Below are 15137 nucleotides of genomic sequence, written 5' to 3' on the forward strand. Positions count from 1 at the left end.
CATCGGGCTTTTGTGATGCATAAAAAGCCTAGCCTCTCAGCTAAGCCTTTTTCTTATTTTCTAGAATGTTGTTTACCAGCATTGCGTTTTTTATGTTTCTTATTAGTCATGATCGCAGTTGCTTGGTTTGGAGTGACATCTTTACGTCCGCCTCCAGTTGAAAATGAACTTGCTTTTGGTGGATTTTTGGCAAATTCTTCACGAACTTTTTTGCGGAGTTTTGGACGAACAACATAGTTAACGATGAACTGTTGGAGAATCATCATGAAACCACCGACAACCCAGTAAAGCGTCACACTGGCTGGTGCGAAGAAGGAGAAGAAGACAATCATGAGTGGGCTCATGTAAATCATTTTCTTGAGCTGTTCTCTTTGCATTTCATCTTCTACTCCGTGAAGTGAGAGGAGCGATTGAAGATAGTAAAGGACACCAGCACAGGCAACCAAAATCATACTTGGAGACCCTAGAGGAATTCCTAGGTAGCTTGCTTGAGCAACTCCATCAGTATGTTGGGCAGCAAAGTAGATAGCAGAGAAGAAAGGCATTTGAATGAGGATAGGGAAACATCCTACACCACCGAGCATGCTGATACCATGTTCTTTTTGGGCAGCAAAGAGAGCTTGTTGCGCTTCTAGTTTTTCTTCCTGAGTTGTTGCTTCTTTGAGACGGGTTTGATGTGGTTCAAGCACATGTTTGAGAGCGTTCATCTTTTCAGAGTGAAGTGTCGCCTTCCATGATTGGTAGATACCGAGTGGCAAGATAATCAAACGAACGATAATGGTGACGATAATGATAGCGACCCCGAAGCCTAGACCTTTATCAGTAGCGAAGTACTTGATAGCTTCTCCCATCGGAGCACCCAAGAAATCCCAAACGGGACCAATTGGCTTACCTGTTGCATTATCAATCTGAACGCAACCTGTCAAGACGAGTAGCATAGCCACTCCCATAGCAGAGAGGGCAAAACGTTTAATAGATTTCAATGTTTTCATTCCTTCTTTAAAAATTATACCTTTCTATTCTACTGTTTTTTTGTAAAATATACAATAGTTCTAGAGACCTAATTTGCGACTTTGAAGTCCGAATAGGATGAAAAGTTGCTCATTTGTACATCTAGATAGGTAACTTTTGAAAAAGGTGTCGGACCTTTTCGGATTTCTTGGATAAATTTTGCCATAGTGGCAGAAGAGTCTGCCTGAGCAAGAATTTCCACTGTGCCATCGTCGTTATTCCAGACACGACCAGTTATGCCACCGATTTCAAGAGCTAAAGTAACAACACCCCAACGGAAACCAACACCTTGCACCCTGCCTTGGGCAATCATTCTAACCTTTTGCATACCAAACCCCTTTGATTGTGTTATAATATTTCTATGACTATTATAACCTCAAAAGCCAATTCTGTGGTAAAAAATGCCAAGAAATTACATCAAAAAAAATATCGAAAGTCTGCTTATTTGATTGAGGGCTGGCACTTGTTTGAAGAAGCTGTTCAAGCAGGGGTGACGATTGAAAAGGTCTTTGCCCTAGAAAGTTACCTAGATCAGCTAGCGGCTTTTCCACAAACAGTCTGGGTTTCAGAGGAGATTTTGCTGGATTTGGCAGATACGCAAACTCCTCAAGGGATTGTTGCAGTGATTCAAAAAGAAGAAGTGGGTCTGCCTGATTTTCGTCAGGGCAAGTATCTATTTTTAGAGGATGTTCAAGATCCTGGGAATGTAGGTACCATGATTCGGACTGCGGATGCTGCAGGTTTTACAGGGGTTATTGTCTCAGACAAGTCAGCAGATATCTACAGTCTCAAGACTCTGCGTTCCATGCAAGGAAGTCATTTTCACTTGCCTATCTATCGTATGCCTGTTGCCACCTTTGTAGTAGAGGCAAAAAAGAGCAATTTGCCCTTTCTAGCAACGACCTTATCGAGAGATTCAAAGGATTATCGTGAGCTTTCTTCACTAGAGAACTTTGTTTTAGTCATGGGAAATGAAGGGCAGGGGATTAGTTCTGTCATGGCTGAGAGTGCTGATCAGCTGGTTCATATAGGCATGAAAGGCCGAGCAGAAAGTCTCAACGTGGCAGTTGCAGCAGGCATTTTGATGTTTTATTTCAGCTAATTTATAAAATCTTTGTTATAATCAAGACATATTTATAAAAAAAGGAGAATCAGAATGAATCAAACGATTATTCAAGAACGTTCAGGCCTCAATCAATTTTACGCCAAGGTTTATGCCTTTGTGGGACTTGGGATTGGTCTATCAGCTCTCGTGTCAGCTTTGATGTTGACAGTCTTTCAGTCCCAATTGGTTTACTTTTTAATGCATGGCCGTCTCTGGCTGATGATTGCAACTTTTGCAGAACTTGCTCTGGTCTTTGTTGCAAGTAGCATGGCTGCCAAAAATAGCCCAGCAGCTCTCCCAGTATTTTTAGTTTATTCTGTTTTAAATGGCTTTACGCTCAGTTTTGTCGTAGCCTTCTATACACCTGGGACCGTCTTATCAGCCTTTGTATCCAGTGCTCTTCTTTTCTTTGTCATGGCGGCAATCGGAATTTTCACTAAGAAAGATTTGAGTGGAATGGGCCGAGCTTTGATGGCGGCGCTCGTTGGTCTCATCATTGCCATGGTTGTGAATCTATTTTTAGCCAATAGTTTCTTTGACTACATGATTAGTATTGCCATGGTCTTGGTTTTCTCAGGTTTGATTGCTTGGGACAACCAAAAGATTCGCTATGTTTATGAGCAGTCACGAGGGCAAGTAGCGACAGGTTGGGTCATTTCAATGGCTCTCAGCATCTACCTAGACTTTATCAACCTCTTCCTTAGCATCTTACGTATCTTTGGTCGAAACGATTAATGAATGACAGAGTCAGTGTTCAAAAGAGCACTGACTTTTTCTTATTTACTCTTTTCTTTTCTTGGAAATAGGTGTATAATGCTTTTAACTAATTTTTGAGGAGCTGTTTATGAAGAAAAGTTTTATTCATCAACAAGAAGAAATTTCCTTTGTCAAAAACACTTTTACCCAGTATTTGAAAGATAAGTTAGAAGTTGTTGAAGTTCAAGGTCCTATCTTGAGCAAGGTCGGGGATGGGATGCAGGACAACCTATCAGGTGTCGAAAATCCAGTATCCGTCAAGGTCTTGCAGATTCCAGATGAAACCTATGAAGTCGTTCACTCACTTGCCAAATGGAAACGCCACACCTTAGCCCGTTTTGGTTTCGGTGAAGGTGAAGGTCTGTTTGTTCATATGAAGGCCCTTCGTCCAGACGAAGATTCGCTCGACGCGACCCACTCAGTTTATGTGGACCAGTGGGACTGGGAGAAGGTTATCCCAAATGGTCAACGCAATATCGCCTATCTCAAAGAAACCGTTGAGAAGATTTACAAGGCTATTCGTCTAACAGAGCTAGCCGTAGAAGCTCGCTACGATATCGAATCCATCTTGCCAAAACAAATCACCTTTATCCATACAGAAGAGTTGGTAGAACGCTATCCAGACTTAACACCGAAAGAGCGTGAAAATGCAATCTGTAAAGAGTTCGGTGCTGTCTTCTTGATTGGTATTGGTGGCGAGTTGCCTGACGGAAAACCTCATGACGGACGTGCGCCTGACTACGATGACTGGACTACAGAGTCTGAGAATGGCTACAAAGGGTTAAATGGGGATATTCTAGTTTGGAACGAATCTCTTGGTTGTGCCTTTGAACTTTCATCAATGGGGATTCGGGTAGATGAGGATACCCTTCGTCGCCAAGTGGCTCTTACAGGAGACGAAGATCGTCTGGAGTTGGAATGGCATAAAGCCTTGCTTAACGGCCTTTTCCCACTGACAATCGGTGGAGGTATCGGACAGTCTCGTATGGCCATGTTCCTTCTTCGTAAGAAACACATCGGAGAGGTCCAGACCAGTGTCTGGCCTCAAGAAGTCCGCGATACGTACGAAAATATTTTGTAGAGAATCGAACCGCAAGGTTCGGTTTTCTTTCTCTTTTTGCCCATAATTTGGTATAATAAACGGTATGAAAATCGTATCAGGAATCTACGGAGGGCGTCCCCTCAAGACGCTAGAAGGCAAGACGACGAGGCCGACATCAGATAAGGTGCGTGGAGCTATCTTTAACATGATAGGTCCCTATTTTGAGGGTGGTCGTGTCTTGGATCTCTATGCTGGCAGTGGTGGTTTATCCATCGAGGCAGTCTCGCGTGGGATGTCCCATGCTGTCTTAGTGGAGCGGGATCGAAAGGCACAAGGTATCATCGTTGAAAATATCCAAATGACCAAGGAAGTTTCCAAATTTCAACTCTTAAAGATGGAGGCTGAACGGGCCTTGGAGCAAGTGAATGGTCCCTTTGACCTGGTCTTTTTAGACCCTCCCTATGCCAAGGAGCAAATCGTTGCAGATATCGAGAAAATGGCAGAAAGAACCCTTTTCTCCGAAGAGGTCATGGTTGTCTGTGAAACCGATAAGTCTGTAGAACTTCCAGAAGAAATCGCCTGCTTAGGCATCTGGAAGGAAAAAATATATGGGATTAGTAAGGTGACAGTTTATGTCAGATAAAATTGGATTATTTACAGGTTCATTTGATCCGATGACAAATGGACATCTGGATATGATTGAACGTGCCAGCAAACTCTTTGATAAGCTCTATGTCGGGGTGTTCTACAATCCCCACAAACAAGGCTTTCTCCCTGTTGACAATCGCAAACGAGCAGTTGAAAAAGCGGTGGCGCATTTAGATAATGTAGAGGTGCTGGCTTCTCATGACCAACTAGTCGTCGATGTTGCAAGAAGACTGGGAGCTAAAACTCTTGTCCGTGGCTTGCGGAATGCTACAGACTTGCAATACGAGGCTAGTTTTGACTACTACAATCATCAACTGGCTCCAGAGATTGAGACGGTCTACCTACATAGTCGCCCAGAGCATCTCTATATCAGCTCGTCAGCCATCAGAGAGCTCCTGAAGTTTGGCCAGGAGATTCAAGAGTATGTCCCAAACAGTGTTGTGGAGGAATTAGAACATGAAGAAAAAAACTAGATGGCCCTTATATGCCATCCTAGCACTAGTATTGACTTTTTTGGCCTTTGTAGTACCTTTGCCCTACTACATAGAAGTTCCAGGTGGAGCGGAAGATATTCGTCGCGTTTTGAAAGTCAATGAAACAGAGGATACGGAAGCAGGAGCTTACCAGTTTGTAACAGTCGGCATTCGACACGCAACCCTGTCGCATCTTGTCTATGCTTGGTTAACACCTTTCACGGATATTAGAAGTGCCAAGGAAACTACGGGTGGCTCTACGGATGCGGAGTTTATGCGGATCAATCAGTTCTACATGCAAACTTCTCAAAATATGGCCAAGTATCAAGGACTGAAGACGGCTGGTAAGGATATCGAACTCAAGTACTTGGGAGTTTATGTCTTAACTGTGACGGATAATTCGACTTTTAAAGGCATTCTGAACATTGCAGATACAGTGACGGCTGTTAATGACAAAACATTTGACAGTTCAAAAGACTTGGTCGACTATGTCAATTCTCAACAATTAGGGGACACGGTCAAGGTAACCTATGAAGAAGACGGAAAAGTCAAGTCTGCAGAAGGTAAAATTATCACTCTCGAAAACGGGAAAAACGGGATTGGGATTGGTTTGATTGACCGTACGGAAGTGACCAGTGATGTTCCAATTCGCTTTTCAACAGCTGGTATCGGCGGGCCAAGTGCCGGTCTTATGTTTAGTCTAGCTATTTACACCCAGATAGCAGATCCAGGACTTCGTAATGGCCGTATCGTTGCGGGAACGGGAACTATTGATCGCGATGGAAATGTTGGCGACATCGGTGGAATTGACAAAAAAGTGGTTGCAGCCTCTCGTCAGGGAGCCAACATCTTTTTTGCTCCTGACAATCCAGTTACCGAGGAAGCAAAGAAAGCAGATCCCAATGCGAAAAGCAACTATGAAACAGCCTTAGAAGCTGCTAAAACGATCAAAACAGAGATGAAAATCGTTCCCGTTAAGACTTTGCAGGATGCAATTGATTACCTTAAAAACAATCCCTAATTCGTAGAAAAATTGAAAACTAGCGCGCAAGCAGATAAGATGGTATAATAGTCAAATGGTTCAATTATTATTCACTCTAAGTAGTCATATACTCTTTATTTATTTGAGTTTTTACCTTTTGAAGGATCTTGTGAGATGGGAAAAGGTTTTAAAAGTGACCGCTACTAACACAAAAAAAGTTCGTTTGTTGGTAGGCTTCTTTAGTATTGTGATGGGCTACATCTTGAGTTCATTCTTTATCAGTTTGTACCAACTGTGGCAAGAAGCGCTTAGAGGACTATTATAAAATCAAAAGTAAAGGAAACAGCTATGGAAAAAATTGTGGTTCAAGGCGGAGATAATCGTCTGGTCGGGAGTGTGACGATCGAGGGAGCAAAGAATGCAGTCTTGCCTTTGTTGGCAGCGACTATTCTAGCAAGCAAGGGTAAGACAGTCTTGCAGAACGTCCCAATCTTATCAGATGTTTTCACCATGAATCAAGTGGTTCGTGGTCTGAATGCCAAGGTGAACTTTGATGAGGAAGCACATGTTGTCGAGGTTGATGCGACTGGTGATATCACGGAGGAAGCTCCATACAAGTATGTCAGCAAGATGCGTGCATCGATTGTAGTCTTGGGACCAATCCTTGCTCGTGTAGGCCATGCCAAAGTTTCTATGCCAGGAGGGTGCACTATCGGGAGTCGTCCAATCGACCTCCACCTCAAAGGTTTGGAAGCTATGGGGGCAAAAATCACCCAGACAGCTGGTTACATCGAAGCCAAGGCAGAACGCCTGCATGGCGCTCATATCTACATGGACTTCCCTAGTGTCGGCGCAACACAAAACCTCATGATGGCAGCGACTCTAGCTGATGGTGTGACAGTCATTGAAAATGCTGCGCGTGAGCCAGAAATTGTTGACCTCGCTATTCTCCTTAATGAAATGGGAGCCAAGGTCAAGGGAGCTGGTACCGAAACCATCACAGTGACTGGTGTCGAGGAACTCCATGGTGCGACCCACAATGTCGTTCAAGATCGTATCGAAGCCGGAACCTTTATGGTGGCTGCAGCTATGACTGGTGGCGATGTCCTCGTTCGTGATGCAGTCTGGGAACATAATCGCCCCTTAATCTCAAAACTACTTGAAATGGGCGTTGAAGTGACAGAGGAGTCAGAAGGTATCCGTGTTCGTTCTCAACTTGAAAATCTCAAGGCTGTTCATGTAAAAACCTTACCACATCCAGGCTTTCCAACAGATATGCAGGCGCAATTTACAGCTCTGATGACAGTCGCAAAAGGGGAATCCACCATGGTGGAAACGGTGTTTGAGAATCGCTTCCAACACTTAGAGGAAATGCGCCGTATGGGTTTGCATTCAGAGATTATCCGTGACACGGCTCGTATTGTTGGGGGACAAGCTTTACAGGGGGCTGAAGTTCTATCAACGGATCTTCGCGCTAGTGCTGCTTTGATTTTGACAGGTCTGGTGGCGCAGGGAGAAACAGTTGTCGGTAAGTTAGTCCACCTTGATAGAGGTTACTACCGTTTTCATGAGAAATTGGCTCAGCTAGGAGCGAAGATTCAGCGAATCGAGGCAAATGATGAAGAAGAATAAAAATTTACGCTATGTACTCCGTCGTTTACTGTTGATTTTTATCGTACTATTGCTAGGCTTTTTGGCTTTAGGAATCGGCTTGATGGTTGGTTATGGTATCCTAGGAAAGGGACAGGATCCATGGGCAATCTTGTCTCCAGCAAAGTGGCAGGAATTGATTAGCAAATTTACAGGAAATTAGACTGGGAGACCAGTCTTTTTCTAAAGAAATAAGGAGAAAAATGGACAAAAAAACAAGACAAGCTCTGATAGGGTTACTTCTATTCTTACTCTTGGCTGCTGGAAGCTATTACATCAAGCAGATGCAGACAGCGCCAAACACCCCTAGAACCAAGGTTAGTCAGAAAAAACAAGCTTCAGAAGCTCCCAGTCAGGAGCTTGCTGAAAGTGTCTTAACTGAGTCAATCAAAAACCAAATCAAGGGGGGGCTCGAGTGGAATGGAGCAGGGGCCTTCATTGTCAATGGCAATAAAACCAATCTAGATGCCAAGGTTTCTAGCAAACCCTATGCGGATAATAAGACAAAGATAGTTGGAAAAGAAACAGTTCCAACTGTTGCCAATGCCATCTTATCCAAAGCGACTCGGCAGTATAAAAATCGTGAAGAAACTGGAAATGGATCCACCTCTTGGACGCCACCAGGATGGCATCAGGTCAAGAATCTAAAGGGAGCCTACACACATGCAGTTGATAGAGGACACCTGCTGGGCTATGCCTTGATAGGTGGTTTGGATGGTTTTGATGCCTCTACTAGCAATCCCAAGAACATTGCAGTCCAGACAGCTTGGGCAAACCAAGCACAGGCTGAAGATTCGACAGGTCAGAACTACTATGAGAGTTTGGTCAGAAAAGTCTTGGACCAAAATAAGAGAGTCCGTTATCGGGTGACGCTCCACTATGCGACAAATGAGGACTTAGTTCCATCCGCTTCACAAATCGAAGCCAAGTCTTCAGATGGCGAATTGGAATTCAATGTCCTAATCCCCAATGTTCAAAAGGGAATCCAGCTTGATTACCGAACAGGGCAAGTAACAGTGACAGATTAGAAGTAATAGATACTATAAAAACAGCTCCTTTGTCTTCTAGAGGCAGGGGAGTTGTTGTTTAAATGAAAAATAATGTGAATCCTGAGGGATTTTATGATATAATGGAACACAAGATACTATTTTAGGAGAAGGACTATGGAAGACCCGAGCAGTCAGAATTTGTTGCTACAGTTTGTATTGTTATTTATCTTGACCCTGTTAAATGCTTTTTTCTCAGCCACTGAAATGGCGATGGTGTCACTAAACCGTTCCCGAGTAGAACAAAAGGCAGAAGAGGGAGACAAACGTTACATTCGTTTGTTAAAGGTACTTGAAAATCCTAACCACTTTTTATCAACAATTCAAGTCGGTATCACCTTGATCACGATCTTGTCAGGGGCCAGTTTAGCAGAAACGCTGGGACGCGAAATCGCATCTTGGATGGGAAATAGTGAAACAGCTTATGCTATTGCAAGTTTTCTCTCTTTGGCATTCTTGACCTACATCTCTATTGTTTTTGGTGAACTCTATCCTAAACGGATTGCCCTTAATCTAAAAGATGCCTTAGCCATTCGCTCTGTTCCGATTATCATTGGACTTGGGAAGATTGTCAGTCCCTTTGTCTGGTTGTTATCTGCTTCAACTAATCTCTTGAGTCGTTTAACGCCAATGACCTTTGATGATGCGGATGAAAAAATGACTCGAGATGAAATTGAGTACATGTTGACCAAAAGTGAGGAAACTTTGGATGCGGACGAAATCGAGATGTTACAAGGGATCTTCTCTCTAGATGAGCTGATGGCGAGAGAAGTCATGGTTCCTCGGACAGATGCCTTTATGGTGGATATTCAGGATGATAGTCAAACCATTATCCAAAGTATTCTAAAGCAAAATTTCTCACGTATCCCTGTTTATGATGGGGATAAGGACAATGTGATTGGTTTGATTCATACCAAGCGTTTGCTAAACGCTGCCTATGCAGATGGCTTTGAAAACATTGTCTGGAAGAAGATCTTACAAGATCCACTCTTTGTTCCTGAAACTATTTTTGTGGATGACTTGCTAAAAGAATTGCGAAATACCCAAAGACAAATGGCCATTTTGCTCGATGAATACGGTGGTATGGCTGGACTGGTCACACTGGAAGACCTGCTGGAGGAGATTGTCGGAGAAATCGACGATGAGACAGACCGAGCAGAAATCGAAGTCCATCAAATCGGTGAGGACACCTATATTGCACAGGGAACCATGAATCTTAACGACTTCAATAACTACTTTGGTGTCGAACTAGAAAGCGATGATGTGGATACCATCGCCGGTTATTATTTGACGGGTGTTGGTACGATTCCAACCACTGAGAAAATCAGTTACCAACTGGTCAGTCAAAACAAGCAAATCGTCCTGACCAATGATAAGGTGAAAAATGGACGTGTTACCAAGGTAAAAGTTCAAATCACAGAACTAGAACCTGAAGAAGAAACAGAATAAAGCAGTGACTCAAGTCACTGCTTTTTGTAAATCTAGATGGTAGGTTCAGTTATCCCCACTTATTAGGAATACTAAAAAAGCCCGGTTTTATGAGCTTTTCATTTGGTTAATTCCTGTTAATTCAGGTATTGAAAGGCGGTAGACGGATTTGAACCGACGATCAAGCTTTTGCAGAGCCGTGCCTTACCACTTGGCTATACCGCCTCAACGTTTATTATTATACCTTGAAAATCATTTCCCGTCAATAGTTTCTTATTCTAAAATCCAATTTAGGAAAACAGATGATGATTGAGGAAGTGAGAAAAAGCTTGTAAAAATCCCGTTCTAAAGAGGGTCAGACTAGAAAATATTTCTTGCAGAAACAAACAAAGAATGTAGAAATTTTGACAAATAGAAGTTTTTTGAGGAAATGCGCCTAAATATTCTGAAAATTCGTTTACTTTTTAAAAAATATATGTTATAATTTCCAATAAGCCTAAATTTTTCAAGAGGAGTTAAAAACATGAAAAAAAGTAGAGTATTTGTTGCAGCAGGAGTTGCTTTATTAGCGGCAGGAGTACTAGCTGCTTGCGGTTCTTCAAAATCATCTGATTCAACAGCGCCAAAAAATTATGGCTATATTTATTCAGCTGACCCAGAAACTTTGGATTACCTCATTTCAGGGAAACAAAGTACTAAGGTTGCCACTTCAAATGGTATCGATGGTCTTTTCACAAACGACAAGTATGGGAACCTAGTCCCTGCAGTTGCAGAAGACTGGTCAGTTTCAAAAGATGGTTTGACTTATACCTACAAGATTCGTAAGGGTGTCAAATGGATGACATCAGATGGCGAAGAGTATGCTGAAGTGACAGCTAAAGACTTTGTAAATGGCTTGAAACACGCAACTGATAACAAGTCTGAAGCACTTTATCTAGCAGAAGATTCAGTTAAAGGTCTAGCTGACTATAAAGCTGGAAACAATAAAGATTTTGCTTCAGTCGGTGTAAAAGCAGTTGATGATTATACCCTTGAATACACTTTGAACAAACCAGAACCATACTGGAACTCTAAGCTAGCCTACTCAATCTTCTGGCCATTGAACGAAGATTTTGAAAAATCAAAAGGGGCTGACTTTGCCAAAGCAACTGACCCTACATCATTGCTTTACAATGGTCCGTTCTTACTGAAAGGTTTGACTGCTAAATCTTCTATTGAATTCGCTAAGAATGAAAATTACTGGGACAAAGATAATGTTCACATTGATAAAGTAACCCTTGCTTTCTATGATGGATCAGACCAAGAGTCTCTTGAACGTAACTTTACAAGTGGAGCTTATAGCTATGCTCGTCTCTTCCCAACAAGTTCAAACTACTCTAAGGTAGAAGAAACATACAAAGACAATATCTACTACACTCCATCAGGACCTGGTATTGCTGGTTTGGGTGTGAATATTGACCGTCAAGGTTACAAATACACTTCTAAAACAACTGATGAAGAGAAGACTTCTACCAAGAAAGCCCTTCTTAACAAGGACTTCCGTCAGGCTTTGAACTTCGCCTTTGAGCGTACTTCTTACTCAGCACAAATTAATGGTAAAGAAGGTGCTCCTCTTGCAGTTCGTAACCTCTTTGTGAAACCAGGTTTTGTCTCTGCAGGTGAAAAAACTTTCGGTGACTTGGTAACTGAAAAGATGGCTGCTTACGGTGATGAGTGGAAGAATGTTAACTTTGCGGATGGTCAAGATGGACTCTTCAACGCCGATAAAGCCAAAGCTGAATTTGCCAAAGCTAAGACTGCTTTGGAAGCAGAAGGTGTGAAATTCCCTATCCACTTGGATATTCCAGTTGACCAAACAAATAAGGGTCTTATTGCTCGTATTCAATCCTTCAAACAATCCGTTGAAACAGTACTTGGTGAAGGAAACGTAGTCATTGATATTCAACAAATTTCTAAAGATGAGTTGCACAATATCACATACTATGCCGCAAACGCTGCAGCAGAAGATTGGGATCTCTCAGGAGCAGTTGGATGGAGCCCAGACTATGAAGATCCATCAACTTACCTTGATATCTTGAAAACAACTAACAGCGAACAAACAAAAACTTACATGGGTTATGATGATCCAGCAAATGCAGCAGCTGCCCAAGTTGGTTTGAAGGAATACGATAAGTTAGTTGATGAAGCTGCAAAAGAAACCAATGACTTGAATGTGCGTTATGAAAAATATGCGGCTGCTCAAGCTTGGTTGACAGACAGCTCCCTCTTCTTGCCAGCTATGTCATCAAGTGGTGCTGCACCATTCATTTCTCGTGTTGTACCATTCACAGCATCATACAGCCAATCTGGAGATAAGGGCTCAGACGTATACTTCAAGTATATTCAGTTACAAGATAAGGTTGTAACAAAAGCTGACTATGAACAAGCTCGTGAAAAATGGCTCAAAGAGAAAAAAGAATCAAACGAAAAAGTTCAAAAAGAATTGGCTAATCACGTTAAATAAATAACTCTCAAGAGAACTTTCTCTCCATGAGGAGAAGGTTCTTTTGGGATTTTAAAAGGAAACGATATGAAGAAATATATTTTTATGCGTGTATTGCGTTCATTGTTGTCTATTTTCTTGGTGACAACCTTGACCTACACAATAATTTATACGATGGTTCCTCGAAAATTGATTTTCAAGCAGGATACCAACTATAACAAGATTGCAACGACGCCGGACAAGCGGGATAATTATGAAAATACCGTTTATGAACGGATGGGCTATATCGAGTACTACGATACCAAAGAGTTGCAAGAAAGAGCGAGCACAATGGACTCATCCGTAACAGTGGATGCCAATGATACTAATAAGGCAATCTACGAAAAATACATCAACCAACTAGGAAATGGTTGGACACTTGGTGTGTTCTCAGAAAGTGGTCAATTCTATGCTACGCGTGAAATTCCGATTTTTGAACGTGTTTTCAAATTCTATGCCAACTTGATTGATATTGATCATCCAAATAAGATTCAAGACCCTGAAAATCCAAACTTGCAACGTTATCTTCGTTTTGAAAATGACCCTGCTATCGGTTGGTCATTGGTTGGTTCAGGTACAAAACATAAATACCTTTTGTATTTCAACAATCAATTCCCATTTGTACACCAAAACTTTGTGAACATTAACTTGGGAGATTCTTACCCAACTTATGCAAACACACCAGTGCTTCAAGTTATCACACAAGGTCAGGGACAAACTAAGACATCAGAAGTTCAATTCCCTACAGGTAAAAAGACTTCATCTGTAGATATTTACTCTCGTACCTACAAATCTCCAAGTCAAGCAGATGCGCGTGAGGTAGCCAACTATGGTAAAGACGATCCATATACAGCTACAGAAAGCAATTATCAATATCCATCAATGATTGCAAGCTCAGCGGTTGCTGGTTTGATCGGTTTGATTATTTCGTATGCGATTGCGATTCCACTTGGATCTGCCATGGCTCGCCACAAGAATACTTGGATTGATAGCTTCTCGACAGGTGCTCTTACCTTCTTGCTTGCCCTTCCAACGATTGCCTTGGTTTATATCGTGCGTTTGATTGGCTCATCTATTGGTCTGCCTGATTCATTCCCTATCTTGGGGGCTGGAGATTGGCGTTCATATGTCTTGCCAGCAGTCATTCTAGGTTTGTTGGGTGCGCCAAGTACAGCTATCTGGATTCGTCGTTACATGATCGACTTGCAATCTCAGGACTTCGTTCGTTTTGCTCGTGCAAAAGGTTTGTCTGAAAAAGAAATTTCAAATAAACACATCTTTAAAAATGCCATGGTTCCTTTGGTTTCAGGTATTCCTGGTGCCGTAATCGGGGTTATCGGTGGTGCAACATTGACAGAAACAGTCTTCGCTTTCCCAGGTATGGGTAAAATGTTGATTGACTCTGTTAAGGCATCCAACAACTCAATGGTAGTTGGTCTTGTCTTCATCTTCACATGTATTTCTATCTTCTCACTCTTTGTAGGAGACATCTGGATGACCATGCTTGACCCACGTATTAAATTGACAGAGAAAGGAGGCAAATAATGTCAACAATCGATAAAGAAAAATTTCAGTTCGTAAAACGTGACGATTTTGCCTCTGAAACAATTGATGCTCCTGCCTATTCATACTGGGGTTCTGTATTTAGACAATTTCTAAAGAAAAAATCAACAGTCATTATGTTGGGGATTTTGGTTGCCATTATCTTGATGAGCTTTATTTACCCAATGTTCTCAGATTTTGACTTCAACGATGTAAGTAAGGTCAATGACTTTTCTGCTCGTTTTATCAAACCCAATGCTGAACATTGGTTTGGTACAGATAGTAATGGTAAATCCTTGTTTGACGGGGTTTGGTTTGGTGCGCGTAATTCTATCCTCATCTCTGTAATCGCAACTTTTATCAACCTTGTAATTGGGGTTATTGTTGGTGGAATCTGGGGAATTTCAAAATCCGTTGACCGCGTCATGATGGAGGTTTATAACATTATTTCAAACATTCCATCTCTCTTGATTGTCATTGTCTTGACTTACTCAATTGGTGCTGGTTTCTGGAATTTGATTTTTGCCATGAGTGTGACAACTTGGATTGGGATTGCTTATATGATTCGTATCCAAATCATGCGTTACCGTGATTTGGAATACAACCTTGCTTCTCAAACACTTGGAACACCAACCTTTAAAATCATCGTTAAAAACATCATGCCACAATTGGTATCTGTTATTGTTTCTACGATGACCTTGATGTTGCCAAGCTTCATCTCTTATGAAGCCTTCCTTTCCTTCTTTGGATTGGGATTGCCTGTAACAGTGCCAAGTTTGGGACGTTTGATCTCAGATTACTCACAAAACGTTACGACCAACGCTTACTTGTTCTGGATTCCATTGACAACCTTGATCTTGGTGTCTCTTTCTCTCTTCGTTGTTGGTCAAAACCTAGCGGATGCTAGTGATCCACGTACACATAGATAGGAGT

At 42.0% G+C, this 15137-nt stretch carries 16 protein-coding genes and 1 tRNA gene; 14 read left to right on the forward strand and 3 right to left on the reverse strand.

Annotation, left to right across the window (positions count from 1 at the left end):
- Positions 1-53 precede the first annotated feature (53 nt).
- Positions 54-983 (reverse strand): membrane protein insertase YidC, encoded by a 930-nt coding sequence (gene yidC / locus AB2B49_RS06530; RefSeq protein ID WP_025168797.1) that lies wholly within the window; start codon positions 981-983, stop codon positions 54-56.
- Between the two features lie 77 nt (positions 984-1060).
- Positions 1061-1339 (reverse strand): acylphosphatase, encoded by a 279-nt coding sequence (locus AB2B49_RS06535; protein WP_001174609.1) that lies wholly within the window; start codon positions 1337-1339, stop codon positions 1061-1063.
- A gap of 33 nt (positions 1340-1372) precedes the next feature.
- On the opposite strand from AB2B49_RS06535, the gene AB2B49_RS06540 reads away from it, so the two are divergent.
- From AB2B49_RS06540 to AB2B49_RS06590, 11 genes are all read left to right on the forward strand, one after another.
- On the forward strand, positions 1373-2113 hold the full coding sequence (locus AB2B49_RS06540; RefSeq protein WP_000152694.1) for a TrmH family RNA methyltransferase: 741 nt from the start codon (positions 1373-1375) through the stop codon (positions 2111-2113).
- 54 nt (positions 2114-2167) lie between these two features.
- Positions 2168-2851: a Bax inhibitor-1/YccA family protein gene (locus AB2B49_RS06545; RefSeq protein ID WP_001076870.1), complete on the forward strand. Its 684-nt coding sequence runs from the start codon at positions 2168-2170 to the stop codon at positions 2849-2851.
- 109 nt (positions 2852-2960) lie between these two features.
- Positions 2961-3953, forward strand: a complete 993-nt coding sequence (gene asnA, locus AB2B49_RS06550) for an aspartate--ammonia ligase (protein ID WP_000747998.1) — start codon at positions 2961-2963, stop codon at positions 3951-3953.
- Between the two features lie 64 nt (positions 3954-4017).
- Positions 4018-4557: a 16S rRNA (guanine(966)-N(2))-methyltransferase RsmD gene (gene rsmD / locus AB2B49_RS06555; protein ID WP_320692013.1), complete on the forward strand. Its 540-nt coding sequence runs from the start codon at positions 4018-4020 to the stop codon at positions 4555-4557.
- On the forward strand, positions 4547-5035 hold the full coding sequence (coaD, locus tag AB2B49_RS06560; protein ID WP_320692014.1) for a pantetheine-phosphate adenylyltransferase: 489 nt from the start codon (positions 4547-4549) through the stop codon (positions 5033-5035). Before rsmD ends, coaD begins: the two co-directional genes overlap by 11 nt.
- Positions 5019-6056, forward strand: a complete 1038-nt coding sequence (locus AB2B49_RS06565; RefSeq protein WP_045593593.1) for a SepM family pheromone-processing serine protease — start codon at positions 5019-5021, stop codon at positions 6054-6056. Before coaD ends, AB2B49_RS06565 begins: the two co-directional genes overlap by 17 nt.
- 55 nt (positions 6057-6111) lie before the next feature.
- Positions 6112-6342 carry a DUF1146 family protein gene (locus tag AB2B49_RS06570; RefSeq protein WP_002892633.1) on the forward strand — a complete coding sequence of 77 codons (231 nt, stop codon included), beginning with the start codon at positions 6112-6114 and terminating at the stop codon, positions 6340-6342.
- Between the two features lie 23 nt (positions 6343-6365).
- On the forward strand, positions 6366-7649 hold the full coding sequence (gene murA, locus AB2B49_RS06575; protein WP_320692015.1) for a UDP-N-acetylglucosamine 1-carboxyvinyltransferase: 1284 nt from the start codon (positions 6366-6368) through the stop codon (positions 7647-7649).
- Entirely contained in the window at positions 7636-7830 is a 195-nt protein-coding gene (locus tag AB2B49_RS06580; protein WP_000739701.1) for a DNA-directed RNA polymerase subunit beta, read from the forward strand. The genes murA and AB2B49_RS06580 overlap by 14 nt, the downstream gene beginning before the upstream one ends.
- A 40-nt stretch (positions 7831-7870) precedes the next feature.
- Positions 7871-8695 carry a DNA/RNA non-specific endonuclease gene (locus AB2B49_RS06585; RefSeq protein ID WP_084917529.1) on the forward strand — a complete coding sequence of 275 codons (825 nt, stop codon included), beginning with the start codon at positions 7871-7873 and terminating at the stop codon, positions 8693-8695.
- A gap of 135 nt (positions 8696-8830) precedes the next feature.
- On the forward strand, positions 8831-10162 hold the full coding sequence (locus AB2B49_RS06590) for a hemolysin family protein (RefSeq protein WP_320692016.1): 1332 nt from the start codon (positions 8831-8833) through the stop codon (positions 10160-10162).
- A gap of 133 nt (positions 10163-10295) precedes the next feature.
- Here the strand turns inward: AB2B49_RS06590 and AB2B49_RS06595 are convergent.
- Positions 10296-10366, reverse strand: a tRNA-Cys gene (locus tag AB2B49_RS06595).
- Positions 10367-10664: 298 nt separating this feature from the next.
- Between AB2B49_RS06595 and AB2B49_RS06600 the strand changes: the two genes are divergently transcribed.
- From AB2B49_RS06600 to oppC, 3 genes are all read left to right on the forward strand, one after another.
- Positions 10665-12644: a peptide ABC transporter substrate-binding protein gene (locus tag AB2B49_RS06600; protein ID WP_049505183.1), complete on the forward strand. Its 1980-nt coding sequence runs from the start codon at positions 10665-10667 to the stop codon at positions 12642-12644.
- A gap of 66 nt (positions 12645-12710) precedes the next feature.
- A complete protein-coding gene (locus AB2B49_RS06605) occupies positions 12711-14207 on the forward strand; it encodes an ABC transporter permease (protein WP_000759891.1) in 1497 nt (498 codons plus the stop codon).
- A complete protein-coding gene (oppC, locus tag AB2B49_RS06610) occupies positions 14207-15133 on the forward strand; it encodes an oligopeptide ABC transporter permease OppC (protein WP_007522372.1) in 927 nt (308 codons plus the stop codon). The genes AB2B49_RS06605 and oppC overlap by 1 nt, the downstream gene beginning before the upstream one ends.
- Positions 15134-15137: the final 4 nt, after the last annotated feature.

The sequence above is a fragment of the Streptococcus jiangnanensis genome, assembly GCF_040888325.1.
Taxonomy (GTDB): Bacteria; Bacillota; Bacilli; order Lactobacillales; family Streptococcaceae; genus Streptococcus; species Streptococcus jiangnanensis.

Coding starts and splice junctions, on each gene's coding strand:
- AB2B49_RS06535 (WP_001174609.1), bottom strand. CDS start 1,339: ATGCAAAAGGTTAGAATGATTGCCCAAGGCAGGGTGCAAGGTGTTGGT.
- AB2B49_RS06540 (WP_000152694.1), top strand. CDS start 1,373: ATGACTATTATAACCTCAAAAGCCAATTCTGTGGTAAAAAATGCCAAG.
- AB2B49_RS06545 (WP_001076870.1), top strand. CDS start 2,168: ATGAATCAAACGATTATTCAAGAACGTTCAGGCCTCAATCAATTTTAC.
- asnA (WP_000747998.1), top strand. CDS start 2,961: ATGAAGAAAAGTTTTATTCATCAACAAGAAGAAATTTCCTTTGTCAAA.
- rsmD (WP_320692013.1), top strand. CDS start 4,018: ATGAAAATCGTATCAGGAATCTACGGAGGGCGTCCCCTCAAGACGCTA.
- coaD (WP_320692014.1), top strand. CDS start 4,547: ATGTCAGATAAAATTGGATTATTTACAGGTTCATTTGATCCGATGACA.
- AB2B49_RS06565 (WP_045593593.1), top strand. CDS start 5,019: ATGAAGAAAAAAACTAGATGGCCCTTATATGCCATCCTAGCACTAGTA.
- AB2B49_RS06570 (WP_002892633.1), top strand. CDS start 6,112: ATGGTTCAATTATTATTCACTCTAAGTAGTCATATACTCTTTATTTAT.
- murA (WP_320692015.1), top strand. CDS start 6,366: ATGGAAAAAATTGTGGTTCAAGGCGGAGATAATCGTCTGGTCGGGAGT.
- AB2B49_RS06580 (WP_000739701.1), top strand. CDS start 7,636: ATGAAGAAGAATAAAAATTTACGCTATGTACTCCGTCGTTTACTGTTG.
- AB2B49_RS06585 (WP_084917529.1), top strand. CDS start 7,871: ATGGACAAAAAAACAAGACAAGCTCTGATAGGGTTACTTCTATTCTTA.
- AB2B49_RS06590 (WP_320692016.1), top strand. CDS start 8,831: ATGGAAGACCCGAGCAGTCAGAATTTGTTGCTACAGTTTGTATTGTTA.
- AB2B49_RS06600 (WP_049505183.1), top strand. CDS start 10,665: ATGAAAAAAAGTAGAGTATTTGTTGCAGCAGGAGTTGCTTTATTAGCG.
- AB2B49_RS06605 (WP_000759891.1), top strand. CDS start 12,711: ATGAAGAAATATATTTTTATGCGTGTATTGCGTTCATTGTTGTCTATT.
- oppC (WP_007522372.1), top strand. CDS start 14,207: ATGTCAACAATCGATAAAGAAAAATTTCAGTTCGTAAAACGTGACGAT.